Raw genomic sequence first — 23,977 nt, 5'->3', positions numbered from 1 at the left:
AATGAGCCGCACCGAAGAGAGAGCCGATAGGGTGAGCGAGACGACAGCTTCGGAAGGGCTCGCCAGCACGCTGCGGCAGGACGAGATCGCACGGCTGATGCGCCGTCGCGGCGAGGAGTCGCGCTGGTGGTGGATCGTGCCGACGCTCTACATCATCGTTCTGCTTTTGCCGATCTACTGGCTCATCAATATGAGCTTCAAGACCAATGGCGAGATCGTCTCGTCGCTGACGCTCTACCCGCACGCGCCGACATTGGCGAATTACCGCACCATCTTCACCGATGCGTCCTGGTATTCGGGCTACATCAACTCGATCACCTATGTGGTTATGAACATGGTGATTTCCGTGGCTGCGGCACTGCCTGCTGCCTATGCCTTTTCGCGCTATCGCTTCCTCGGCGACAAGCATCTGTTCTTCTGGCTGCTGACCAACCGCATGGCGCCGCCGGCGGTGTTCGCGCTGCCATTCTTCCAGCTCTACTCGGCCTTTGGCCTGATCGACACCCATATCGCCGTGGCTCTGGCGCATTGCCTCTTCAACGTGCCGCTGGCGGTGTGGATCCTAGAAGGCTTTATGTCGGGCGTGCCTAAGGAGATCGATGAGACCGCCTATATCGACGGCTATTCGTTCCCGCGCTTCTTCATCAAGATCTTCATGCCGCTGATTGCGAGCGGCATCGGCGTGGCGTGCTTCTTCTGCTTTATGTTCTCGTGGGTCGAGCTGCTGATCGCCCGCACATTGACGACGACGGACGCCAAGCCGATCGCCGCGACCATGACCCGCACCGTTTCGGCCGCCGGCATGGATTGGGGGCTGCTCGCCGCCGCCGGCGTGCTGACGCTGATCCCGGGCGCGCTCGTCATCTGGTTTGTGCGCAACTACATCGCCAAGGGCTTTGCCCTGGGGAGGGTATGATGGAGCAGGTCGACAGAAGCCCCTGGTTGTGGGCCGTGCTGTTTCTCGCCTTGATCGTCGTGGCCTGGGTGGCACTTCAAATCGATTTCGTGGCAATAACGGTGGGCTTCAGCGATCCGGCCAATATCCGCCTGTGGGGATTTAACCTCTCCTCCAACCTCGATTTTTCGTGGATGGCCTGGACGTGGCCGACCGCGGCCTTCTTTGGAATCATCTTTCTGCTGCTTTGCGGCATGGCGGCGTGGGAATATGTGTCGCCGGGCGGCAATCCGCGCGTCGGCGTGCTGCGCTTCGAAACGACGCGCGGCGACCGCCTGTTCCTGTCGCTGCTGGGCAGCGCCTTTATCCATCTCGCTTGGCTGGGTCTAGTCGGACCCAATCTGTGGTGGGCTCTCGCTCTCTCCGTGGTCTACGCCGTCGGCGTGTTCCGCTACGTATAGAGGGGGAAACTGTTGGAACGGCGGCGTGCCGGCCGCCGATCCAGATCGCACTTTAAACTTTAACAGTGGAGGAAATACATGCGACGGCAATTCTTGACATCAACAACTGCGCTTGTCCTGTTGCTCGGGGCAAGCAATGCCTATGCCGGAATGGACGAAGCCAAGGCCTTCCTCGATAAGGAAATCGGGCCCCTTTCGACGCTTTCGCGCGCCGACCAGGAAGCCGAAATGCAATGGTTCATCGATGCCGCGAAACCTTTCGCCGGCATGGATATCAAAGTCGTTTCGGAGTCCATCACGACGCACAAATACGAGTCGGAGGTGCTGGCGCCGGCCTTCACCGCGATCACCGGCATTAAGGTGACGCACGACATCACCCAGGAAGGTGACGTCATCGAGAAGATCCAGACCCAGATGCAGACCGGCGAAAATCTCTATGACGGTTGGGTCAACGATTCCGATCTGATCGGTACGCACTGGCGCTATCAGCAGGTGCGCAACCTGACCGACTGGATGGAGGGCGACGGCAAGGATGTCACCAACCCGAACCTCGACCTGAAGGATTTTATCGGCACCTCGTTCACGACGGCTCCCGACAAGAAGCTCTATCAGCTTCCCGACCAGCAGTTCGCGAACGTCTACTGGTTCCGTTACGACTGGTTCAACGACGAGAAGAACAAGGCCGACTTCAAGGCGAAATATGGCTACGATCTCGGCGTGCCGGTCAACTGGTCGGCCTATGAGGACATCGCCGAGTTCTTCACCGGCCGCGAAATCGACGGCCAGAAGGTCTACGGCCACATGGACTACGGCAAGAAGGACCCGTCGCTCGGCTGGCGGTTTACCGACGCCTGGCTGTCGATGGCCGGCAACGGCGACAAGGGCATTCCGAACGGTCTGCCGGTCGACGAATGGGGCATCAAGGTCGACGAGAACTCGCGTCCGGTCGGCTCCTGCACGGCGCGCGGCGGCGACACCAACGGCCCGGCGGCGGTCTATTCGCTCCAGAAATATCTCGACTGGTTGAAGGCCTATTCGCCGCAGGAAGCGCAAGGCATGACCTTCTCCGAATCTGGACCGGTGCCGGCACAAGGGGCGATCGCCCAGCAGATGTTCTGGTATACGGCCTTCACCGCCAACATGGTGGATGCCAGCGCCAAAGCCGTCCTTAATGACGACGGCACGCCGAAATGGCGCATGGCGCCGTCACCGCATGGCGTCTACTGGAAGGAAGGCATGAAACTCGGCTATCAGGATGTGGGTTCCTGGACGCTGATGAAGTCCACGCCGACCGACCGCGCCAAGGCCGCCTGGCTCTACGCCCAGTTCGTCACCTCGAAGACAGTCGACGTGAAGAAGAGCCATGTCGGCCTGACCTTCATCCGCGAGAGCACGATCCACGACAAGAGCTTCACCGAACGTGCGCCGAAGCTCGGCGGCTTGATAGAGTTCTACCGTTCGCCGGCGCGTGTCCAGTGGTCGCCGACCGGCACCAACGTGCCCGATTATCCGAAGCTGGCACAGCTCTGGTGGCAGGCGATCGGCGATGCTTCGTCGGGCGCCAAGACGGCGCAGGAGGCGATGGACTCGCTCTGCGGCGAACAGGAAAAGGTCATGAGCCGTATCGAGAAGTCGGGCGTCCAGGGCGATATCGGCCCGAAGATGGCCGAAGAGCATGACCTCGCCTACTGGAACGCCGACGCGGTCAAGAAGGGCAATCTCGCTCCTCAGCTCAAGATCGAGAACGAGAAGGAAAAGCCGATCACCGTCAATTACGACGAGTTGGTGAAGAGCTGGCAGAAGTAAATCCTGGTGCGGGCGTTCGCGCCCGCATCGCCATACTCAGGGGAGGCGGCATGTTGCCGTCTCCCCTGTTTGCGTGAACGGTTCCGCGCCATCTGGCGTCGAGACATCGTAGCACCTTTGAATCCGCTTCGACGGGAGAGAGAATGACCGGATACATCCTTGCAATCGACCAGGGGACGACATCGAGCCGGGCGATCCTGTTCGACGAGAAGATGAAGGTCGTCGGCAGCGGGCAAAAGGAATTCACCCAATATTATCCGGCCTCCGGCTGGGTCGAGCACGATCCCGAGGAGATATGGGCAAGCGTCGTGGAAACAGCGAAGGCGGCGCTGAAGACAGCCGGCCGCAACGCGGCGGAAGTCGCCGCGATCGGCATCACCAACCAGCGCGAAACCGTCGTTATCTGGGACATAGAGACCGGCAAGCCGATCCACAACGCGATTGTCTGGCAGGACCGCCGCACCGCGCCGCTATGCCAGAAATTGAAGAAGCTGGGGCAGGAGAAGAAATTCACGAAAAAGACCGGCCTGCTGCTCGATCCCTATTTCTCCGGCACCAAGATCGCCTGGGTGCTGGACAAGGTGAAGGGCGCCAGAAAACGCGCCGAGAAGGGCGAACTGCTGGCCGGCACCATCGACAGTTTTCTGATTTGGCGCCTGACCGGCGGCAAGGTCCACGCCACTGACGCCACCAATGCCTCGCGCACGCTGGTCTACAACATCGAACAAAACGCTTGGGACGACGAGCTGCTGGCCATTCTTGGCATACCTGCAAGAATGCTGCCGCAGGTGAAAGATTGTGCCGATGATTTTGGAATCACCGACAAAAGCCTGTTTGGTGCAGAGATCGGAATCCTCGGTGTGGCCGGCGACCAGCATGCGGCGGCGATCGGCCAGGCCTGTTTCGAACCGGGCATGATGAAATCCACCTACGGCACCGGTTGCTTCGCGCTGCTCAACACCGGCAGCGACCTGGTGCGTTCGAAGAACCGGCTTTTGACCACCATCGCCTACAGGCTGAATGGCAAGACCACCTATGCACTGGAGGGCTCGATCTTTATCGCAGGCGCCGCCGTGCAGTGGCTGCGGGACGGCATCAAAGTGATCGGCAAGGCCGAGCAGAGCGGCAAATTGGCGGCGGAAGCCGATCCGACGCAGAACGTCTATCTGGTGCCGGCTTTCGTCGGGCTCGGCGCACCGCACTGGGATGCCGAGGCGCGCGGCGCCATCTTCGGACTGACCCGCAATTCGGGGCCGGCAGAATTTGCCCGCGCGGCACTGGAATCCGTTGCCTTCCAAACGCGCGATCTGCTTGACGCCATGCGCAAGGACTGGAAGGGCGCCTCGGCCAAGACCGTGCTCAGGGTCGATGGCGGCATGGTGGCGTCGGACTGGACCATGCAGCGGCTGGCCGACATTCTCGATGCGCCGGTCGACCGGCCGACAATTCTCGAGACGACCGCGCTTGGTGCGGCATGGCTGGCCGGCTCGAAGGCCGGTGTCTGGCCGAAGGCGCGGGAATTCGCCACGAGTTGGGCGCTCGAGCGCCGCTTCACGCCAGACATGGATGCTTCGACGCGTGCCGCCAAACTGGCAGGTTGGCGCCACGCTGTGCGCAGGACGCTAAGTGCGCAATAAGCGGGCGTAGCACCGGATTCGCACTAATGAAAAAGCCCGCGCCGTTTCGGGCGCGGGCTTGCAGCCTCTAATCAAAGACTCAGTAAGGCAAGCGGCACTGCCGACGCGGACCGTAGTTCGGCTGGTACGTATTGTCGGAGGCACGATAGCTTCGATAATGGTCGTAGCACCACTGCACATGTGCATCGCCACGGTAGACACGATTCTGACTGTTGACGATGGCGCCCGTAATCAGCGCTCCGGTGGCGAAAGCGGCCAGCGGGAACCAATAGTCGCCATGGCGACGATAGCCACGACGATATTCGCGATAGCCGCGATGGCCACGCCAATACATGCCGTTGTCACGCGCAAAACTGCGACGGGCGAAATCGCGACGCGAGAAATCGCGGTTGAAACTCCGGTGCCTCCGCCACGGCTCGTACCGGACGGTCTGGACATTCGAGGTAAGCCCCTGGGTCGGGGGCGCATAGCTGGGCTGGGCGTTGACTGGCACGATCTCCGCGGGCAGCGAATGAGATCGAAAGAGTGGTCGCCAGCAGGCCCGACATGATCCTATTCAAATGATCTTCTCCTTGAAACGCGTGTCCCGTGTCGCGGAAAAAACGGGCAGGCTGCGCATTGTTCCGCTAAAAATCCCAAGTTGCTGATCTGCAAAGGTTCTCCCGATTCGCTGCTTGCGCTTGTCCCATAGAGCGCGAGCTTCGGCCTTGCGCGAGAGGGGGCAGTTCCGTCAACGCCGAATCGCACCGCACGGCATGATGACACGGCAGGAAAGTCCGGCTTGGGAGCCGTCTTTTTCCGGTTGACCGGCAGAGGCACTCTCCCTATGTTCCGCGCAATTTCGAGGGCGGCCTTTCTGAGCCCGCGGGAGCGCGTAGCTCAGCCGGTAGAGCAACTGACTTTTAATCAGTAGGTCATGGGTTCGAATCCCATCGCGCTCACCAAATCCAGAGTGTACGGCCCGGACACATAGTGACCTCGTGCCGAACGCATGCCGTGGCCTTAGCCGCCCGCCCCATCGTCCATCATCGTGCCGGTGAGCGCCTCATAGGCACTGCTGCACAGCTGTGAATGCGGGCATTCTTTCACGATAAGCACTGGCACCATGGTGAGAACTGCGGCGGCAAGGATTTGCAGGCAAAGACCGACGGCGCTTACCTTTCTGCCGAACACGCCGGCCAGGAAAAAGTAGAGACCCTGGGCCATACAGGCTGCCGTCAGAATACCCAGAAGCGTGCTGGTCGCTTTTGCGAAGGGCGTTATGTAGCCGTCGGGAAAACCCCGCATGCCGAGATCCATCGACCATTGCAGCGCCAGCATGACGCTCAGCGCTGACCAGACGAGGGCCGTCGTACGAGTGAACAGCGTCTGCTTTGGTCTGTTGCTCGGATCGGCCATCGGGATCACGTCGGAATTGCTTGCCGGGCTGCGCAAGCTCTCGGTCAAATCAGCGAGACGTTGCCGCCGACATGGCGTTCGAGCCGTCCGGCGAGGTCGAGCTCCAGCAGCACCATGAACACTTGGGCGGGGTGCAGGCTGGTGTGGCGGATGATCTCGTCGACTGCTACCGGCGTCGGGCCGAGCGCCTCGACGACGCTGTCGCGGTCGTCCTCGCGCGGCGGCGGCGTTGCCGAAAAGTCGGGCGGCTCTTCGAGCGGCGATGTCCTTGGCGTCCAGGCGCCGACCAGCGGTGCGATCGCACTGGTGATGTCGGCGGCCTCGGTCACAAGGGTTGCGCCGTCCTTGAGCAGGCCATTGGCGCCGGCGGCGCGCGGATCGAGCGGCGAACCCGGAACGGCAAAGACCAGCCGGCCCATCTCGCCGGCAAGCCGGGCGCTGATCAGCGAGCCGGAGCGCTGTGCCGCCTCGACCACCACCAATCCCAATGCAGCGCCAGCGACGAGCCGGTTGCGGCGTGGAAAATCCTGCGCGCGCGGCTGCCAGCCAAACGGCATTTCGGAGATGATGGCGCCGCCGCCATCGGCGATCTCGTCGCACAGGCCGGCATTTTCGGGCGGATAAGGCAAATCGAGGCCGCCGGCGAGCACGCCGATGGTGCCGGTCGAAAGGCTGCCCTGGTGCGCGGCCGTATCGATGCCGCGCGCCAGGCCGGAAACGATGCCATAGCCGTCGCGGCCGAGGTCCGCCGCCAGCATCCGCGCCATCTTGATGCCGGCCAGCAATGCGTTGCGAGCGCCGACGATAGCGACCGCCGGCAAGCGGAACACCGCGCTGTTGCCCCTGACCGCGAGCAGCGGCGGCGGATGATCCATGCTTTTCATCAGCGGCGGATAATCCGCCTCGCCGATGCCGACGAAGCGGGCTCCGGCCCGCCGGGCAGTCTCCAGCTCCGCCTCGGCCTCGGCAATGGACGGGATGCGGAGGATTTTTTTGGCGCCACCCGAAATCATCAACTCGGGCAGCATCGATAACGCTGCTTCGGCCGAACCGAACCGGTTGATCAGGTCGCGGAAGGAAGCCGGGCCGACATTCGGCGTGCGGATCAGACGAAGCCAGCTCAGCCGCTGACGGTCGCTAAGGCGCGGCCCGGCGTCGGGCTCGCTCACTCCTTGGCCCCGATCTTACCCTCGGTGCCGGCAAGCAGCCGCGCAATGTTGGCGCGGTGCTTTAGGATGACGATGAGGCTCATCGCCGCGAAAAGCCCGGCAATCTGCTGCGTGGTCAGGAAATACAGGGCCACGGGCACGACGATCGCCGCCGTCAGTGCCGCAAGCGAGGAGAAGCGGAACAGGAAGGCCACGGCCAGCCAGACGACGGCGAAGATCAGCGCCACCTGCCAGGCAAGGGCTATCAGCACGCCAAGGTAAGTGGCGACACCCTTGCCGCCCTTGAAGCCGAGCCAGACCGGAAAAAGATGACCTAAAAACGCGCCGAAGCCGGCCCAAAGTCCGAGCTCGGGCGCAAAGCGGCCGGCGATCAGCACCGCCGCTGTGCCTTTAAGGGCGTCGAGCAGCAGCGTGGCCGCGGCCAAGCCCTTGTTGCCGGTGCGCAGCACATTGGTTGCGCCGATGTTGCCGGAGCCGATGTTGCGCACGTCGCCGAGGCCGGCGGCACGGGTGATCAGCAGGCCAAACGGGATCGAGCCGAGAAGATAGCCGAACACCAATGCCAAGACGGGACTGTAAGCCATTGTTCCCCCGAACTTTCCTTGGCTGAGCGGATTCTAGGGCGTGACGCCCGCTTCGTCCTAGGCCGAAAACACTGTGCGGCCCGCCACCATCGTTTGCAAGACCTTGCCTTGCAGTCGCGCGCCTTCGAAACAGGTGTTTTTCGAGCGCGAGCGGATGCCGCTCTCGCTGACGACCCATGGCTCGTCCAGATCGACAAGCGCAAGATCGGCCAATGCCCCCGGTTTCAGCGTGCCGCCGGGCAGGCCAAACAATCTTGCCGGCGCGGTCGACAGTGTCTCGGCCAGCCGGAGCAGCGTCACGTCGCCATTGTGATAGAGCCGCAGCGCTGCGCCCAGCAGCGTTTCCAGCCCGATGGCGCCGGCAGCTGCATCGGCGAACGGCAGGCGCTTGGTGTCGACGTCTTGCGGGTCGTGGGAGGAGACGATGAGGTCGATGGTGCCGTCCTTGACCGCCTCGATCATCGCCAGCCGGTCTTCCTCGGCGCGCAGCGGCGGCGTCAGCCGGAAGAAGGTGCGGTATTCGCCGACATCGTTCTCGTTGAGCGACAGATTGTGGATCGACACGCCTGATGTGACGTTGGCGCCATCGGCTTTCGCGCGTGCTACCGCGTTTGCCGCCATGGCTGTCGATATCTTGGCAGCGTGATAGGCGCCGCCGGTCAGCCGAGCCAGCGCAAGATCGCGCTCCAGAGGGATCGATTCGGCTTCGCGCGGAATGCCGGCAAGGCCAAGCCAGCTTGCGTAAAGGCCTTCGTTCATGACGCCGGCCGAAGCGAGGTCGGCGTCCTGGGTTTCATGCGCGATGACGCCGCCGAAATCGCGCGCATAGGTCAGTGCGCGGCGCATCACCAGCGCGCTGGCGATAGAGTGGCGGCCGTCGGTGAAGGCGACCGCTCCAGCCTCGCGCAGCAGGCCGAACTCGGTCATCTCGCGGCCTTCCAGCCCCTTGGTGATCGCTGCCGCCGGAAAGATGTTGACGATTGCCGTGTCCTTGGCGGTGCGCAGCACGAACTCGACCAATGCGACATTGTCGATCACCGGATCGGTATCGGGCATCATGACGATTGAGGTGACGCCACCAGCCGCCGCAGCGATGCTCGCCGAAGCGATGGTTTCGCGGTGTTCGCCGCCCGGTTCGCCGATGAAGACGCGCGCGTCGATCAATCCGGGGAGGATAGTCTTGCCGGCGCAGTCGATGATCGCGGCGCCTTCGGATGCGCCCTGGTTCAAGGCCGCCTTGCCGGATGCAGCGATTTTGCGGCCCTCGACGATGACGGTGCCGACCTCATCAATGCCGCGCGACGGGTCGACGATGCGGGCCCGGCTGAAGACCGTGATGCTCATGCGCCGCGGCCCTCGTGGTTTCGGCGGGGATCGAGCAGCGCTTCCATCACCGCCATGCGTACGGCGACGCCCATCTCAACCTGTTCCTGAATGACGCTTTGCGGACCGTCGGCGATCTCCGAGGCGATCTCGACGCCGCGGTTCATCGGGCCGGGATGCATAACCAGCGCACCGTCCTTGGCCGCCTTCAGCTTCTCGGCGTCGAGGCCGAAATAGCGGAAATATTCACGCACCGACGGCACGAAAGCGCCTTCCATGCGTTCGCGCTGCAGGCGCAGCATCATCACCACGTCGGCGTCCTTCAGACCCTCGGCCATGGAACGGGTGACGATGACGCCCATCTTCTCGATGCCGGTGGGCAAAAGCGTCGAAGGGGCTACGACCCGGACCTGGGCACCAAGCGCGTTGAGCAGAATGATATTGGAGCGCGCCACGCGCGAATGCAGGATGTCACCGCAAATCGCCACGATCAGCTTCGACAACGGACCCTTGGCGCGGCGGATGGTCAGCGCGTCGAGCAGCGCCTGGGTAGGATGCTCGTGGGCGCCATCGCCGGCATTGACCACCGAGCAGCCGACTTTTTGGGCGAGAAGTGCTGCCGCGCCGGCCGATTGATGGCGGATGATCAATATATCGGGACGCATGGCGTTCAGCGTCATCGCCGTATCGATCAGCGTCTCGCCCTTTTTTACCGAAGAGCTCGCCACCGACATGTTCATGACGTCAGCGCCTAGCCGTTTGCCGGCAAGCTCGAACGACGATTGCGTACGGGTCGAGGCTTCGTAGAAGAGATTGATCTGGGTGCGGCCGCGCAGTGTCGATGTCTTCTTGTCCGACTGCCGCGAGATGGCAACGGCCCGGTCCGCCCGGTCGAGCAGAAGCTCGATGTCGGCGGGGGAAAGATCGCGGATGCCCAGAAGATGGCGGTGGGGATAAAGTGGCAGGGACGATGCGTCGGTCATCTCAAGTCGCTGCTATAGGGGGGAGGCTCCGCGGCTGCAAGCACCGGCTTGGGATTGGATTGGTTCTCCCCGGTATTTTCGTCGCGCGCCGCCAGCCATAGGCTATAAACCGCCTTGGCTTTGGATTCGTAGCCTTCAGGTGATAAGGACGAAGCGTGACTGACGACGTGACCAACCAGCCGCCGCCGCTGGCCGGCGGCAATGCCTGGCGGGGTGATCCGTTGCTGATCCAGCTTGCCGAGCGTTTTTCCGATCCGGTGCGCAAGGACCTCGACGGGCTTGGCCGTTTCGTACTGACCCACGAGGCGCAGGAGCTGGCCCGTCTTGCCAATGTCGAGGCGCCGAAGCTCAGGACCCATGACCGCCAGGGCCGGCGCATTGACCAGGTCGAGTTCCATCCCGCTTATCACGCGCTGATGCGCCGCTCTGTTGCCAACGGGCTGCATTCGTCGGTCTGGGAGAATGGCGACGCCGAGATCGGCCGTCGCCACCAGGTGCGCGCCGCGCGCTTTTATCTCACGGCTGAGCTCGAGACCGGGCATCTTTGCCCGATCACCATGACCAGCGCTTCGCTGGCAGCGCTGATGGCCAGCCCGAAGCTGTTTCGCGAATGGGCGCCCCGGGTGACGACGCGCAAATACGATCAAAGCCAAAAGCCGCCGGTCGAAAAAGCTGGACTGACGCTCGGCATGGGCATGACCGAGAAGCAAGGCGGCACCGATGTCCGTGCCAACGTCACCAGGGCCGAGCGCGCCGGCAGCGGGTTTTATCGCCTGACCGGCCACAAATGGTTCATGTCGGCGCCGATGTCGGATGCCTTCCTGGTGCTCGGACAGGTGCCGGAGGGACTGTCGTGCTTTCTCGTTCCCCGCTTGCTTGGCGACGGATCCGGCAACGGCTTCCGCTTTCAGCGGCTGAAGGACAAGCTCGGCAACCGCTCCAATGCGTCCTCCGAGGTGGAATTCGTCAATGCCATCGGCGAGATGGTCGGTGAGCCCGGCGCGGGCGTGAAGACGATCATGGACATGGTGACCTTGACGCGGCTCGACTGTGCCGTCGCCTCGTCGGCGATCATGCGGGCCGGACTGGCCGAGGCCGTCCACCACACGCGCCACCGCAACGTGTTCGGAACCAATCTGATCGAGCAGCCACTAATGCAGCGTGTGCTGGCCGACATGGCGCTCGACGTTGCCGCCGCTACCGCGCTGTCGTTCCGGCTGGCGCGCTCCTTCGACGAGGCGGCCGGCGACCGCGGCGAGGCGGCCTTCGCCCGCGCCATGACGCCGGTCGTCAAATACTGGGTGTGCAAGATTGCGCCGCCGCTGCTCTATGAAGCGATGGAGTGCCTCGGCGGCAATGGCTATGTCGAAGAGGGGCCACTCGCCCGCTACTATCGCGAAGCTCCGGTCAACGCGATCTGGGAGGGTTCAGGCAACGTCATGGCGCTCGACGTATTGCGCGTGCTCGGCCGCGCGCCAGGGCTGTTCGACGACGTGCTGGCCGGCATCGACCGCGATCTCGGCGCCGGCGGACGCGGCACTGTCGGCGTGCTCAAGGCGGCAATGCAGGTCGCTGCTACCGACGAGGGCTCGGCGCGGCTCTTGACCGAGCAATTGGCATTGTCGGCGGCGGCGGCAGAGCTTCGCAGGCTGGGGGCAGGGCGGATCGCCGATGCCTTCGTCGAAACGCGCCTCGCCGGCCAGTGGCGCAATACCTATGGCATGATCGATTCGCGCCATGATGCGCGCATGATCATCGACACGCTCTATCCGCCGATCAACTAAGTGCCGTCGCCCATTCGCTGCCGCTCTCGCGCCCCCTGTGGATGACCGTTAACCTTAACGAACAGTTTCCATTGCGGCGGCCGGTGGCAAAGCCCAGTGTTATGGTTAAGGCAAGGACTGTTCAGCTTGAGCGGCTTTGCCCTGCGAAGCAGGAGCGTCATGCGGCATATTCTGAGCTCTTTTCTGGCATTGCATTGGGCGGCCGTTTTCGCCCTGCTGGCGTTCATCTGCATCGACGGGAATCGAGGCGTGGCGACGGCCCTTGGCGTACTGGGCGTTCCCGTCCAGAAGACTCGATTTGCCGATCTCGAAAACGCCGTCGTCGTGGCACCGCTCGCAGTGGCACTGCTTGTCGTCGCGGTGCTGTTCTGCTGGGCCTTTGTTGAAGCACTGACCAGGGACGCGACCAACCCGGACCCCGCCGACAGCGTCGTGCGAATCGCCTTCATTTCCGCCTTGGGCGTGCTGTCGCTGATAATCATCGGCGGCGCCGCGCAAGGCATCAATGGGCTGTTCATGGTTGTCGCGGTGCAATTGGCGGCACTTCTGGCGTCCTATGTCGCGATGCTCGCCGAGCGGCGGTCGGCTGTTGCCGCGGCAGTTCCAGGGACCGGCGAAATCAGAGCGGCCGCGCATGTCATGGCCAAGGCAGCGGCGCATAATACCTCGCTTGCCCGCATTTCCGGCCGGCTGGATTCGAGGGATGACCGCTGATGCGCACTTTGTTCGCGCTGTGGGCGGCTCCGCTCCTCTTGTTTTGGGGCTGGTTCTTTCTGTCGCTCAACGACATCAATTTCGGCTATGTCATGCTGAGCCGCCAATTGCACGATCTCGTCTTCCAGCTCTATGGACAGATGCTGGGCATTGATCCGGCGCTCATTCCGGGCATGGTGGCGAAAGCTTGCGTATTCGACGGGCTGCTACTGATGGCGTTCTGGGCATTTCGCCGCCGCAAGGCGATTGGTGGCTGGATCACGGCGATGCGCAACCGCTATTTCGACCAGGCATCGACGCCGAGCGCCTGAAGCCGGTCGAGAACACCCTGGAGGATAAAAGCGGCCGCCGCAGAATCGATCTTGCCGGCGCGTTTCTTGCGGGAAAAATCCATCTCGATCAGCGTCCGCTCGGCCGCCACCGTCGACAGCCTTTCGTCCCAGAAGAGGAAGGGCAGATCGGTCAATCCAGCCATATTGCGCACGAATGCGCGGGATTTTTGGGCGCGCGGGCCTTCCGAGCCGTCCATGTTTATGGGGAGGCCGATCACCACAGCGCCGGCATTTTCCTTCTGTAGCAGAGCGAGCAGCACTGCGGCATCGAGCGAGAATTTCCTGCGCATGATGACAGGGCGCGGGTGCGCGAACGACAAGCCGCGGTCGGAAACCGCCACGCCGATCGTCCTGTCGCCGAGGTCGAGACCGGCCAGGGTCTTGCCGCCGCCGAGCCGGGCCGGCAACTCCTCGATGCTGATGATGCCCAACGGCTTTTCCTTTGACCGCCGACGCGGCACGTCCTGTACGCGCAAAGCGTGCGTGGCACTTTAATTTCGCCGTCGGCGTTCTATCCTCTACCGAAGCAAAAATCGAGGAAAGCATTGATGAAACTGACCTGGTACGGACATTCGGCATTCCGAATCGAAATCGAAGGCGCGAAAATCCTCATCGACCCCTATCTGGTCGGCAATCCGTCATGGACAGGCGGCTGGGAAGGGCCGGCCGAAGGGGTCACGCACGTCTTGCTCACCCATGGCCACAGCGACCACATCAGCGGCGCCATCGAAGTGCTCAAGAAAAGCGGCGCGATGCTGGTCGCCAATTTCGAGATTTGCATGTACCTGGTCGGCAAGGGCGTCGGTGACAAGCAGATCAATCCCGGCAACATCGGCGGTACGGTCGATTGCGGCGGCTTCACCACCACCTTCGTTCAGGCTCTGCACTCATCGTCCTTTCCGGGCGAAGGCGGCCAGAATACCTATCTCGGCAATCCGGGCGGGCTCGTCCTGCACTTCCCCGAGGACAAGACGCTCTACCATATGGGCGACACCGACATCTTTTCCGACATGGCGCTGATCAACGAGTTGCATGAACCGAAGATCGGCATCGTGCCGATCGGCGACCGTTTCACCATGGGTGGCGCGGTGGCGGCCCTTGCCTCCCAACGTTTCTTCAAGTTCGAGACCGTCGTTCCCGCCCACTTCGGCACATTTCCGATGATCGACCAGACCGCCGACAAATTCGTGGCCGGGCTGGACGGATCGGGCGTGAAAGTGGCGTTGCCGAAGATCGGCGAGACGATTACGCTGTAGAGAAAGCCGATCCGGAACGATACGATGCGCTTGAGAAATTCTCTTTGCATTTCCATGCTGGTTGCCGCGTCGCCAGCGCTGGCAGCGGAGGATTTCATCGAGGGCATCTATCTGCAATCGGAGGATCTCTGCGCGCAGGCCAAAAAGGATACGCTGCAGACGGTGATCGAGGGCGGCAATATCGTGCTGTCCGCAAATGGCCTGGAAAGCATCGAATATAATTGTGAATTCCTGCAGATCACCAAAGCGACACGCTCTCCAAGCTGGGCCGTGACCGCCATATGCCAGGAGCCGGGCTACGTCTTTCCGGACGTTCTCTCACTGACACAGATGAGCCCGAAGCAGATCGACCTGGTATCGGTTCGGCCTGCCGCGGACGAAAGCGAGAGCGGCAACGGCGGCAGTTATTTCCTCTGCGACGGCGTGGCGATGCCATAGGGCAGTTGAAGGCACGATGCATGTTGCGCGGCAGGCGCCGCGCCGCTATAGCGCTTGTTTTCCCCGAGGCACAAACATGTCCGTTGATATAAAAACCGTGAAGCGCGTCGCGCATCTTGCCCGTATTGCGGTGAGCGAGGAGGATGCAGAGCGCATGACCGGCGAATTGAACGCCATTTTGGGCTTTGTCGAGCAGTTGAACGAGGTCGATGTTTCCGGCGTCGAGCCGATGACCTCGGTCACGCCCATGGCAATGAAAAAGCGCCAGGACGTCGTCACCGACGGCGGCAAGGCAGCCGACATCGTCGCCAACGCGCCGGCGACCGAAGAGAATTTCTTCCTTGTGCCAAAGGTCGTGGAGTAGCCGGCCGATGGCAATCGAAATCGCCGCGGAAACGCCGCTGCAGGAAGATGTGCGCGGGCTGGTCGAGGAGCTCAACGCCACGTTGCTGGAGCTGACGCCGCCGGAGCATTGCTACCATTTGACGGTCGAGCAGATGGCGGACCGCGACACGACCGTCTTCGTCGCCCGTGATAACGGCCTTGCCATTGGTTGCGGCGCACTGAAGCGCCACGATGCTGTCGTAGGCGAGGTCAAGCGCATGTATACGCGACCTTCGCATCGCGGCCGCAAGATCGGCGCGAAGATTGTCGGGCGTATCGAGGCGGTGGCGCGCCAAGAAGGGCTTAAGCGTCTGGTGCTGGAGACGGGGGACCGTCATCCCGCCGCCTGGACCGTCTACGAACACGCCGGTTTTTCGCGCTGCGGCCCGGTGTTGGATTATCCCGATTCCGAGTGGTCGGTGTTTTACGAAAAGAGCCTTGCCTGATGAGCGACCTGACCCAGCTGACGATTTCGCAGGCCCGCGCCAAATTGCGCTCCAGGGAGATCACTGCCACCGAAATCACCGAGGTCTATCTATCGGCAATCGAGCGAGCCAATCCGGCGCTCAATGCCTATGTCGTGGTCACCGACGACAAGGCGCGCGACATGGCCAAGGCCTCCGACGCGAAACTGGCCAAGGGCGAGGGCGGGTCGCTCGAGGGTATCCCGCTCGGCATCAAGGATTTGTTCGGCACCGAAGGCGTCCACACCCAGGCCTGCAGCCATGTGCTCGACGGGTTCAAGCCGCGCTACGAATCGACGGTCACCGCCAATCTGTGGGCGGATGGCGCCGTCATGCTCGGCAAGCTCAACATGGACGAGTTCGCCATGGGCTCGTCCAACGAGACCTCATACTACGGGCCCGTCATCAATCCGTGGCGGCGTTCGCGGCTCGACACGGTGGTGATGCCGACGACGCATCAGGGCGAGGGCGGCTTCGTTTCGGCGGGCGGCACCAGGACCGCGCGCACGTTGGACAATGCCCAGCTGGTGCCGGGCGGTTCGTCCGGTGGCTCGGCATCAGCCGTCTCGGCTTTCCTTTGCGCCGGCGCCACCGCCACCGACACCGGCGGCTCGATCCGCCAGCCCGCCGCCTTCACTGGCACGGTCGGCATCAAGCCGACCTATGGCCGCTGCTCGCGCTGGGGCGTCGTCGCCTTCGCCTCGTCGCTCGACCAAGCCGGGCCGATCGCGCGCGACGTGCGCGACGCCGCGATCCTGTTGAAGTCAATGGCTTCGGTCGACCCGAAGGACACGACCTCCGTCGACCTGCCGGTGCCGGATTACGAGGCGGCGATCGGCCGCCCGATCAAGGGCATGAAGGTCGGCATTCCTAAGGAATATCGCGTCGACGGCATGCCCGAGGAGATCGAGGCGCTGTGGCAGAAAGGCATTACCTGGCTGAAGGATGCCGGCGCCGAGATCGTCGATATTTCACTGCCGCACACGAAATACGCGCTGCCGGCCTATTATATCGTGGCGCCGGCCGAAGCCTCGTCCAACCTCGCCCGTTACGACGGCGTCCGCTATGGCTTGCGCGTGCCCGGCAGGGACATTGTCGACATGTATGAAAAGACCCGCGCCGCCGGCTTCGGGCGCGAGGTCAAGCGCCGCATCATGATCGGCACCTATGTGCTTTCCGCCGGCTACTACGATGCCTATTATCTGCAGGCGCAGAAGGTTCGAACCCTGATCAAGCGCGACTTCGAAAATGTGTTTGCCGCAGGCGTCGACGTCATCCTGACGCCGGCAACGCCTTCCGCCGCCTTCGGCATCGCCGATGAGGACATGGCCGCCGACCCGGTCAAGATGTATCTCAACGACATTTTTACGGTGACGGTAAACATGGCCGGCTTGCCCGGCATAGCGGTTCCAGCTGGGCTCGATGCCAAGGGGCTGCCGCTCGGCTTGCAGCTTATCGGCCGGCCCTTCGACGAGGAAACGCTGTTCCAGACCGGCCACGTCATCGAACAGGCCGCCGGCACATTTCAGCCGGAAAAATGGTGGTAGGATCGTTTCTCATCTAGCGCATGACCCCGAAAATCGCACTCGATTTTCGGAAAGGAGCATGCGCAAAATCAAAGCGTTACAGCGTCCTTTGCGCGTCCAAAGGACGCGCGGCGCTGTAATGGGGTGAGGGATGTTCTTCTATGTCTCCAAGATTCTCTGGTTCTTCGTCCAGCCGTTGAATCTCACGATCTTCCTGTTGCTGGCGGGGCTGATCGCGGCGATGTTCGGGCGGCGACGGTTGGCGACCGCCGGCAGCACTCTTGCCTTCCTCATCCTTGTTGTTTCAACATGGAGCCCGCTCGGACCCATGATGCTCAATCCGCTGGAGGAGCGCTTCCCCAGGCCGCCGCTGCCGGAAAGGGTTGACGGTATCATCGTGCTTGGCGGCAGTCTGGATGGCGCCGTCAATCTGGTGCGTGGCGGCTATGAAATGAACTCCAGCGGCGACCGGATGGTCGAGGCGGCCGTGCTGGCGCGGCGGTTTCCGACAGCGAAAGTCGTTACCTCCGGTGGCAGCATCGAAACGTTCCGCGGCGGCGAAGGCGATGCAGATACCGCGCCGCGTTTTTTTGCCGCTTTCGGCGTGGCGGCCGATCGGCTGATCCTCGAGAACAAATCCCGCAACACCTACGAGAATGCCGTCTTTACCAGGGAACTGGTGAGGCCGAAACCGGGCGAGACCTGGTTGCTGGTGACCTCGGCCTTCCACATGCCACGCGCCAAGGCGCTGTTCGATAAAGCCGGCTTTGCGACCGTTCCGTGGCCGGTCGACTATCGCACCTCCGGCAAGGAAAGCATCGGCACAATTCCCTATCCCGGCGACTGGCTGGAGGTCACCACTGTTGCGATCCGCGAATGGATAGGGCTCACCGCCTATTGGCTGTCGGGCCGCATCGATCGGCCTTTTCCCGGACCGGGCGGCTGACCGAGCACCGCCTGCCGCGCCGCCGAGAAAAATTGGCGGCGCACCAGTACCGCCAGTAGCAGCAGCGTCGATAGCACGAAGACGGTGGGATCGACGAACCAGCCGAGATAGCCAATCGAGAAGAACACGCCGCGCAGGCCCGAATTGAAATGCTTTCCGGCCAGCATGTTCATTCGCGCCGCACGCCACACCGCCGTTTCGGTGGCCGGATTGCGCGACGCCTCGCCATGCGGAATGGGCACCGCTCCGATCAAGATCGAGCAATAGTTGAACAGCCGGTAAGCCCAGCCGAACTTGAAGAAGGAAAAGGCCAGGATCAGCACCAGCCCGAACACCTTCGTCTGGAAGGCCGCGCGTGAAGACGTGGCGCCAAACGGCAGATCGCTCAGCACGGTCAGAACCTGATCGGAGGCGCCGAGCAAGGCAAAACAGCCGCCGATGGCAATCAGCGAACTGGAGGCAAAGAAGGCGGTTCCCTGTTGCAAGCCGCTCATGATGGCGGTGTCGACGATGCGGATCTCGCGTTCGGCCATGGTCCGCATCCAGGCCTCGCGCTGCACGTTCATCGCCCTCGTCAGCGACATGCGACTGACCAGCATTCCGTCGGCGGCGAGCGTATGCAGCACCCACGCGGCTAGGAAGAACCCCAGCGCCGCAAGGTCGGCCATCGATAGATGAAAGGAATCGCTCATGCGTTGCTTTTACCACAGGCGGAGGGGACGCTTCGATGGCCGAAGCTGGAATGTCGCTGCCGGAGCAAACAAGGTCGGCAGGCGCAGCGCCGCGGTCCTTAAAACAGCGGAAAACATCATGGGAATTCCTATATATAGACCTCAATAGGGTCCCAGGAGAAAACGCCCACGTGTTCCTTTCGGTTTTCGACCTGTTCAAGATCGGCATCGGCCCATCGAGTTCGCACACGATGGGGCCGATGACGGCTGCGCGGCGGTTTCTCGACGAGATTGCGGGTGACGACTGGCCGCGCCCGGCCGGCGCCAAGGTCGACCGGATCGCGGCCAGCCTGCATGGCTCGCTCGCCTATACCGGAATCGGCCATGGCTCCGATCGTGCCGTGGTGCTCGGCCTCGCCGGGCAGACGCCGCAGACGGTGGATCCCGACCAAGCGGACGGCATCGTCGCTCGCATAGCCGCCGAGAAGCGGATTTCGCCGCCCGGCCATCCCTCCTACCGTTTCGATCCAGCCGCGGATCTGGTGCTGGACCGCAAGACGCCGCTCACCGGTCATGCCAACGGCATGGCTTTCTCGGCCTACGATGCCGGCGACCGGTTGCTGCTGAGGCGCGTCTATTATTCGATCGGCGGCGGCTTCGTAGTGTCCGAGGAAGAACTGCAGCGGATGAAAGCAAGGGGCTCGGCGACAACCGAAGGCAAGAAGGTTCCGTATCCATTCAAGAATGCCGTCGAGATGCTGGCGATGGCAAAAAAAAGCGGGCTTTCCATTGCCGAGATGAAGCGGGTCAACGAGGAGACGCAGATGTCGCGCGAGGAGCTCGACGCCGGTCTCGATGGCATCTGGAGCGCCATGAAGGGCTGCATCGAGCGTGGCCTGTCGCAAGACGGCATCATGCCGGGCGGACTGAAGGTGCGCCGTCGTGCCCGGATGCTGCACGACAAGCTGCAGGAGCAATGGCAGCAGAATCGGCCCAACCCGCTGCTCGCCAATGACTGGCTGTCGATCTATGCGATGGCGGTCAATGAGGAGAACGCTGCCGGCGGCCGTGTCGTCACCGCGCCAACCAATGGGGCGGCCGGCACTTTGCCCGCGGTGCTGCGCTACTGGCTGCATTTCCATCCCGAAGCTGACCAGCCCAGCATCCGCGATTTCCTGCTGACGGCGGCCGCCGTCGGCGGCATCATCAAAACGAATGCTTCGATCTCGGGCGCCGAAGTCGGCTGCCAGGGCGAGGTCGGTTCGGCTTCGGCAATGGCTGCGGCGGGACTGTGCGCCGTCATGGGCGGCACACCCGAGCAGGTCGAGAACGCCGCCGAAATCGCGCTGGAACATCATCTCGGCATGACCTGCGATCCGGTTGGCGGCCTGGTGCAGGTGCCGTGCATCGAGCGCAATGCGCTTGGCGCCGTCAAGGCGGTGACCGCCGCTTCGCTGGCCATCAAGGGCGACGGCGTTCATTTCGTGCCGCTCGATGCCGCGATTGAGACGATGCGCCAGACCGGCCTCGACATGAACGAAAAGTACAAGGAAACCAGCCTTGGCGGATTGGCCGTCAATGTCGTGGAGTGCTGAGCGCCAATCTGGGGCCTGGACCACCATTGTGGAGAAGTCGATCAGGCTGTTGACGCGTTCGCGTGCTGGACTAAACCTTAAACGATGTCTCTCAATCTCATAAAGCTTTGCGTCGGCTGTGACAGCGTCGAGGATCTGGAAGAGTGGATAGCCTTCCGTCTCGACGAGCGGCGGCGCGCTAGCGAACCGGCCGAGCACTACCACACCACCCGCATGGTGCCGACGCGCGGCGCCGAGATTACCGACGGCGGCTCGCTCTACTGGGTGATCAAGGGCAATGTCCAATGCCGCCAGTTGATCACCGAAATCCGGCCCTTCACCGATAACGAGGGCATCGGCCGTTGCCATCTGATCCTCGATCCCGAGGTCGTGCGGACTGACTGGCAACCGCGCCGTGCATTCCAGGGGTGGCGCTACCTGAAGCCGGCGGACGCGCCGGCCGATCTCGGCAAAGGTAAAGCCGGGCTGATCGAGATGCCGCCGAAGCTCAGGCGTGAGCTTGCCGATCTCGGCCTGCTCTGACGCCAAGAAAGGCAACGCCAAAACCACCAGCGAAGTGCGTGTCCGCAGTTGCCATCATCACCGGTCCTCCAGGTCGCCTCATCTGGTCTTGCAAGCCGGGGAACAACGCCACATCTTGAATGTCATGAGCGACAAGAAGCAGCCCGTACCTGCAAGGGCCAATCCTGCGCCGGTCGAGTCTCAATCGAGCACCGGCGAGATCGACGCGTTTCTCCGTCAGGCAAGGACGCTCGCTGCATCCGCCACTGGTTCAGGCAGGCTGATCCTATCGCTCGACGCGACAATGAGCCGCCAGCCTACCTGGGATCTCGCGTGTGCGCTGCAGGCCGAGATGTTCGACGCCGTCAGCAAGACCGGGGCGCTCAAGGTTCAACTTGTCTATTTTCGCGGTCTTGGCGAGTGCCGCTCATCCGCATTCGTCACCGATACCGAAGCTCTGAAACAGCTGATGACGCGCATCGACTGCCGCAGCGGCCATACCCAGATCGGCAAAGTGCTAGCCCATACGCTGAAACAGACGGCGGCGGCCAAGGTCAACGCGCTGGTCTACATCGGCGACGCGATGGAAGAAAACATAGATGATCTGGCCGAAAAGGCCGGCAGCCTCGGTCTGCACGGCGTTCCTGTCTTCGTCTTTCAGGAGGGCCATGATGCCGCCGCGGAAAAGGCATTCAAGGAAATTGCGCGGTTGTCCAAAGGGGCCTGGTTCCGGTTCGATCGGCGGGCTGCCGCAACCTTGGCCGGCCTGCTTTCGTCGGTCGCCGTGTTTGCAACCGGCGGGATGAAAGCACTGGAGGCCCGGGGCAGGCCGGAAGACCGGCTGATGATCGAACATATGCGGGGCGGCGGAAACTGATGGGCGCAATTATCGCTTTTGTAGCATTGCTTCTGGTGTTTCTCGGGGCGGTCACTGTCTTCTTGCGTGCCGATCCGGCGAAGCTTGCAGGCGGCATGAGGACGCTTGGACCGGTGCTGCTAGGGCTGGTCGGCGTCGCCGTGCTGCTGGTCGGGCGCGAGGGCATCGGCGGCTTGATCCTGTCGGCTGCGCTCGCCTGGTACGGCTCCATGCGCATGAATCGGCCGGCGGCAACACTGGCACCAGGCAAGCGTTCGACAGTTCGTACCGCGGCGCTTGAGATGGAACTCGATCACGATACCGGCGGCCTCGAAGGCATCGTACTGGCCGGGCGCCATGAAGGCAAGATGCTTGGCTCGATGGGGCTTGCCGAATTGCAGCAACTCTATCGCGAACTCTCCGGCGATCCGGAGAGCCGCCAATTGCTAGAGACGTATCTTGACGGCAGATTTCCCATCTGGCGCAAAGACGCTGATGCGAATGGTGGCGAAGGGCTGGGTGTTGCGCCAGGTTCTGGCGCCATGACTAAGGAGGAGGCCTACAAGATCCTTGGTCTTGAAGCGGGGGCTGCCGCGGCGGATGTCCGCAAGGCGCACCGCCGCCTGATGCAGCGCCTGCACCCCGATATCGGTGGCACGTCTTTCCTGGCGGCGCGGATCAATGAAGCCAAGGACGTCTTGCTCTCCAATCACAACTAGTCTCCTTCGACGCAGAACTTTCGGGAAAGATATCGTTTCGCGCGCCACTTACTGCTGGACGGCGTAGCACTCGATCTTCTTCTTTTTCAATACGTTGCAGGCCTTCCAGGCAGCGGTCTTCGAACCGAAACCACCAAACCTGGCGCGATAATAGGTGACGCCGTCCTTGTCGAAGGCGACGGTGAAACCGGAGGCATCGGCCAGAACGGAGGGCGCCTGCTTCGTCGCCTTGTCGAGGAAAGCCTTCGCTTCGGCCTGTTTTGGCGAAGAGGCGACCTGTATTGCCCAGCCGGATGGCACCGACGCCGTGCTGACCGGATCGACCTCTGCCGCCGGTTCGGCGTAGGCTGCGGCGACCCGGGCTGTCGCCACGTCGTCCACCGTCGACACGGCCGTCGTCTTGACCCTCTCGGCCTGAACGACCGGAGTGGTTTCTTCAACGACGGGCGCATTTTCCTGGACAAGGGAGGCAACGGCATCGTCGTCCGGCTTACTGTCCGGTGTCGGCGCATCATGCTTTGGTAGAAGCACCTTGGCCAAGGCTGAAATCGGATTGCCACCGCCAGCCTTTGCAATCAGCACGCCGCCGCCGCGCGACGACGCCTTCGGCATGTAGGCATTGATCAACCCGGCCATCTGGCTGTCGCGGCTGCCGCCGGACCTGCCGCCCATGACCACCGCTACGATGCGCCGATCGCCATCCGAGACCGAGGAGACCAGATTATAACCCGAGGCGCGGGTGTAACCGGTCTTGATACCGTCGACGCCCTTGATGCGTCCGAGCAGGCGGTTGTGGCCGTTGATGCGCTGCCGCCCGTAAAGAAAGGAGCGCTGCGAGAAATAGCCGTAATATTGCGGAAAATGCTCTCTCAGGGCGATGCCGAGCATTGCCATGTCGCGCGCGGTCGTGAACTGGCCGGGATCAGGCAAGCCGTTGGCGTTGCGGAAAACTGTTCCCCTCATGCCCAGTGCCCGCGCCTTGGCGGTCATCATGCGGGCGAAATTGGCTTCATTGCCGCCGAGCATCTCGCCAAGCGCCGTTGCGGAATCGTTTGCCGATTTGGTCACCATCGACAGGATCGCGGTCTCGACCGTGACCGAGCCGCCCCGCTTGACGCCGAGCTTCGTCGGCGGTTCGGCAGCGGCATTGGCCGAGAACACGACCGGGGAATTCTTGCTGATCCTGCCCTTCGCCAATGCGTCGAACGTCAGATAGAGCGTCATCATCTTGGTAAGCGAGGCCGGATAGCGCCGGCCATCGGCGTCCGACGAATAAAGCACATTGCCGGTCTTGGCATCGATGACGATGGCCGCCGACTTGGCCGCCATGGACGAAGCCGCGTCCGCGACGACGAAGCTGATCGCCATAGAGAGGATCATGATCGTTTTGAGGGGGGACGCGGATTTGGAAACGAAGCCCGACAACGCCTTACGCACTGATAGTTCCTTTGAATTTTCGTTGCCTTGGAGGCGGCAAAGGGGTCCTGCCTCACCTTTGGCCACGCTAACGCGGGCAGCGTTACCAATCCGTTTAT

25 protein-coding genes, 1 tRNA gene and 1 pseudogene are annotated in these 23,977 nt (G+C 62.5%); 18 read left to right on the top strand and 9 right to left on the bottom strand.

All coding sequences use genetic code 11. From position 1 onward, the window contains the following. Position 1 precedes the first annotated feature (1 nt). The 4 genes from AC0L2P_RS07205 (at position 2) to glpK (ending at position 4,799) form a co-directional block, all read left to right on the top strand. Positions 2-916, top strand: coding sequence for a carbohydrate ABC transporter permease (locus tag AC0L2P_RS07205; RefSeq protein WP_352448784.1), 915 nt, complete (start codon positions 2-4; stop codon positions 914-916). 173 nt (positions 917-1,089) lie between these two features. Further along, the gene (locus AC0L2P_RS07200; RefSeq protein ID WP_473500628.1) at positions 1,090-1,356 is read left to right on the top strand and encodes a DUF2160 domain-containing protein; all 267 of its coding nucleotides are present in this window, start codon (positions 1,090-1,092) and stop codon (positions 1,354-1,356) included. A 78-nt stretch (positions 1,357-1,434) separates the two neighbouring features. Continuing rightward, positions 1,435-3,162, top strand: coding sequence for an ABC transporter substrate-binding protein (locus AC0L2P_RS07195; protein WP_473500521.1), 1,728 nt, complete (start codon positions 1,435-1,437; stop codon positions 3,160-3,162). Positions 3,163-3,305: 143 nt separating this feature from the next. Continuing rightward, positions 3,306-4,799 carry a glycerol kinase GlpK gene (glpK, locus tag AC0L2P_RS07190; protein ID WP_473500520.1) on the top strand — a complete coding sequence of 498 codons (1,494 nt, stop codon included), beginning with the start codon at positions 3,306-3,308 and terminating at the stop codon, positions 4,797-4,799. Positions 4,800-4,878: 79 nt separating this feature from the next. Here glpK and AC0L2P_RS07185 read toward each other — a convergent pair. Further along, a pseudogene (locus AC0L2P_RS07185) lies at positions 4,879-5,359 on the bottom strand (BA14K family protein). 308 nt (positions 5,360-5,667) lie between these two features. Here AC0L2P_RS07185 and AC0L2P_RS07180 point away from each other — a divergent pair. Beyond that, positions 5,668-5,743, top strand: a tRNA-Lys gene (locus AC0L2P_RS07180). A gap of 58 nt (positions 5,744-5,801) precedes the next feature. On the opposite strand, the gene AC0L2P_RS07175 is transcribed toward AC0L2P_RS07180, so the two are convergent. Genes AC0L2P_RS07175 through AC0L2P_RS07155 form a run of 5 tightly spaced genes read right to left on the bottom strand, consistent with a single transcriptional unit; the run spans position 5,802 to position 10,256 of the window. Beyond that, positions 5,802-6,197 (bottom strand): hypothetical protein, encoded by a 396-nt coding sequence (locus tag AC0L2P_RS07175; protein ID WP_473500519.1) that lies wholly within the window; start codon positions 6,195-6,197, stop codon positions 5,802-5,804. 44 nt (positions 6,198-6,241) lie between these two features. Beyond that, on the bottom strand, positions 6,242-7,366 hold the full coding sequence (dprA, locus tag AC0L2P_RS07170) for a DNA-processing protein DprA (RefSeq protein ID WP_473500518.1): 1,125 nt from the start codon (positions 7,364-7,366) through the stop codon (positions 6,242-6,244). Beyond that, positions 7,363-7,950: a glycerol-3-phosphate 1-O-acyltransferase PlsY gene (plsY, locus tag AC0L2P_RS07165; protein WP_473500517.1), complete on the bottom strand. Its 588-nt coding sequence runs from the start codon at positions 7,948-7,950 to the stop codon at positions 7,363-7,365. Before plsY ends, dprA begins: the two co-directional genes overlap by 4 nt. Before the next feature lie 57 nt (positions 7,951-8,007). Further along, complete coding sequence (locus AC0L2P_RS07160; protein WP_473500516.1) at positions 8,008-9,294, bottom strand: dihydroorotase; 1,287 nt, start codon at positions 9,292-9,294, stop codon at positions 8,008-8,010. After that, complete coding sequence (locus AC0L2P_RS07155) at positions 9,291-10,256, bottom strand: aspartate carbamoyltransferase catalytic subunit (protein WP_473500515.1); 966 nt, start codon at positions 10,254-10,256, stop codon at positions 9,291-9,293. The genes AC0L2P_RS07160 and AC0L2P_RS07155 overlap by 4 nt, the downstream gene beginning before the upstream one ends. A 155-nt stretch (positions 10,257-10,411) precedes the next feature. On the opposite strand from AC0L2P_RS07155, the gene AC0L2P_RS07150 reads away from it, so the two are divergent. The 3 genes from AC0L2P_RS07150 (at position 10,412) to AC0L2P_RS07140 (ending at position 13,065) form a co-directional block, all read left to right on the top strand. Continuing rightward, complete coding sequence (locus AC0L2P_RS07150; protein WP_473500514.1) at positions 10,412-12,040, top strand: DNA alkylation response protein; 1,629 nt, start codon at positions 10,412-10,414, stop codon at positions 12,038-12,040. Between the two features lie 159 nt (positions 12,041-12,199). Next, positions 12,200-12,754, top strand: coding sequence for a hypothetical protein (locus AC0L2P_RS07145; RefSeq protein WP_473500513.1), 555 nt, complete (start codon positions 12,200-12,202; stop codon positions 12,752-12,754). After that, the gene (locus AC0L2P_RS07140; RefSeq protein ID WP_473500512.1) at positions 12,754-13,065 is read left to right on the top strand and encodes a DUF6105 family protein; all 312 of its coding nucleotides are present in this window, start codon (positions 12,754-12,756) and stop codon (positions 13,063-13,065) included. Before AC0L2P_RS07145 ends, AC0L2P_RS07140 begins: the two co-directional genes overlap by 1 nt. Here AC0L2P_RS07140 and ruvX read toward each other — a convergent pair. Continuing rightward, positions 13,032-13,517, bottom strand: coding sequence for a Holliday junction resolvase RuvX (gene ruvX, locus AC0L2P_RS07135; RefSeq protein ID WP_473500511.1), 486 nt, complete (start codon positions 13,515-13,517; stop codon positions 13,032-13,034). The genes AC0L2P_RS07140 and ruvX overlap by 34 nt on opposite strands. A gap of 117 nt (positions 13,518-13,634) precedes the next feature. Between ruvX and AC0L2P_RS07130 the strand changes: the two genes are divergently transcribed. The 6 genes from AC0L2P_RS07130 to AC0L2P_RS07105 all read left to right on the top strand — a co-directional run bounded on the left by AC0L2P_RS07130 (position 13,635) and on the right by AC0L2P_RS07105 (position 18,100). Beyond that, complete coding sequence (locus AC0L2P_RS07130; RefSeq protein WP_473500510.1) at positions 13,635-14,342, top strand: metal-dependent hydrolase; 708 nt, start codon at positions 13,635-13,637, stop codon at positions 14,340-14,342. Positions 14,343-14,366: 24 nt separating this feature from the next. Then, complete coding sequence (locus AC0L2P_RS07125) at positions 14,367-14,780, top strand: hypothetical protein (protein WP_473500509.1); 414 nt, start codon at positions 14,367-14,369, stop codon at positions 14,778-14,780. Between the two features lie 76 nt (positions 14,781-14,856). Then, a complete protein-coding gene (gatC, locus tag AC0L2P_RS07120) occupies positions 14,857-15,144 on the top strand; it encodes an Asp-tRNA(Asn)/Glu-tRNA(Gln) amidotransferase subunit GatC (protein ID WP_023674910.1) in 288 nt (95 codons plus the stop codon). Positions 15,145-15,151: 7 nt separating this feature from the next. Beyond that, positions 15,152-15,610: a GNAT family N-acetyltransferase gene (locus AC0L2P_RS07115; RefSeq protein ID WP_473500508.1), complete on the top strand. Its 459-nt coding sequence runs from the start codon at positions 15,152-15,154 to the stop codon at positions 15,608-15,610. Continuing rightward, positions 15,610-17,175: an amidase gene (locus AC0L2P_RS07110; protein ID WP_473500507.1), complete on the top strand. Its 1,566-nt coding sequence runs from the start codon at positions 15,610-15,612 to the stop codon at positions 17,173-17,175. The genes AC0L2P_RS07115 and AC0L2P_RS07110 overlap by 1 nt, the downstream gene beginning before the upstream one ends. 130 nt (positions 17,176-17,305) lie before the next feature. Further along, positions 17,306-18,100, top strand: coding sequence for a YdcF family protein (locus AC0L2P_RS07105; RefSeq protein ID WP_473500506.1), 795 nt, complete (start codon positions 17,306-17,308; stop codon positions 18,098-18,100). Here the strand turns inward: AC0L2P_RS07105 and AC0L2P_RS07100 are convergent. Continuing rightward, entirely contained in the window at positions 18,049-18,792 is a 744-nt protein-coding gene (locus AC0L2P_RS07100; protein WP_473500505.1) for a DUF599 domain-containing protein, read from the bottom strand. The genes AC0L2P_RS07105 and AC0L2P_RS07100 overlap by 52 nt on opposite strands. 170 nt (positions 18,793-18,962) lie before the next feature. On the opposite strand from AC0L2P_RS07100, the gene AC0L2P_RS07095 reads away from it, so the two are divergent. From AC0L2P_RS07095 to AC0L2P_RS07080, 4 genes are all read left to right on the top strand, one after another. Further along, on the top strand, positions 18,963-20,366 hold the full coding sequence (locus AC0L2P_RS07095) for an L-serine ammonia-lyase (RefSeq protein ID WP_473500504.1): 1,404 nt from the start codon (positions 18,963-18,965) through the stop codon (positions 20,364-20,366). An 84-nt stretch (positions 20,367-20,450) separates the two neighbouring features. Then, entirely contained in the window at positions 20,451-20,888 is a 438-nt protein-coding gene (locus AC0L2P_RS07090) for a DUF1489 family protein (protein ID WP_473500503.1), read from the top strand. 124 nt (positions 20,889-21,012) lie between these two features. After that, the gene (locus tag AC0L2P_RS07085; RefSeq protein WP_473500502.1) at positions 21,013-21,744 is read left to right on the top strand and encodes a vWA domain-containing protein; all 732 of its coding nucleotides are present in this window, start codon (positions 21,013-21,015) and stop codon (positions 21,742-21,744) included. Then, positions 21,744-22,442 (top strand): DnaJ domain-containing protein, encoded by a 699-nt coding sequence (locus AC0L2P_RS07080; protein WP_473500501.1) that lies wholly within the window; start codon positions 21,744-21,746, stop codon positions 22,440-22,442. The genes AC0L2P_RS07085 and AC0L2P_RS07080 overlap by 1 nt, the downstream gene beginning before the upstream one ends. A gap of 48 nt (positions 22,443-22,490) precedes the next feature. On the opposite strand, the gene AC0L2P_RS07075 is transcribed toward AC0L2P_RS07080, so the two are convergent. Further along, positions 22,491-23,879 (bottom strand): SPOR domain-containing protein, encoded by a 1,389-nt coding sequence (locus tag AC0L2P_RS07075; protein ID WP_473500500.1) that lies wholly within the window; start codon positions 23,877-23,879, stop codon positions 22,491-22,493. Positions 23,880-23,977 lie beyond the last annotated feature (98 nt).

Source organism: Mesorhizobium sp. WSM4836 (assembly GCF_055811815.1).
This window is presented reverse-complemented; position numbering and strand designations above follow the sequence as displayed.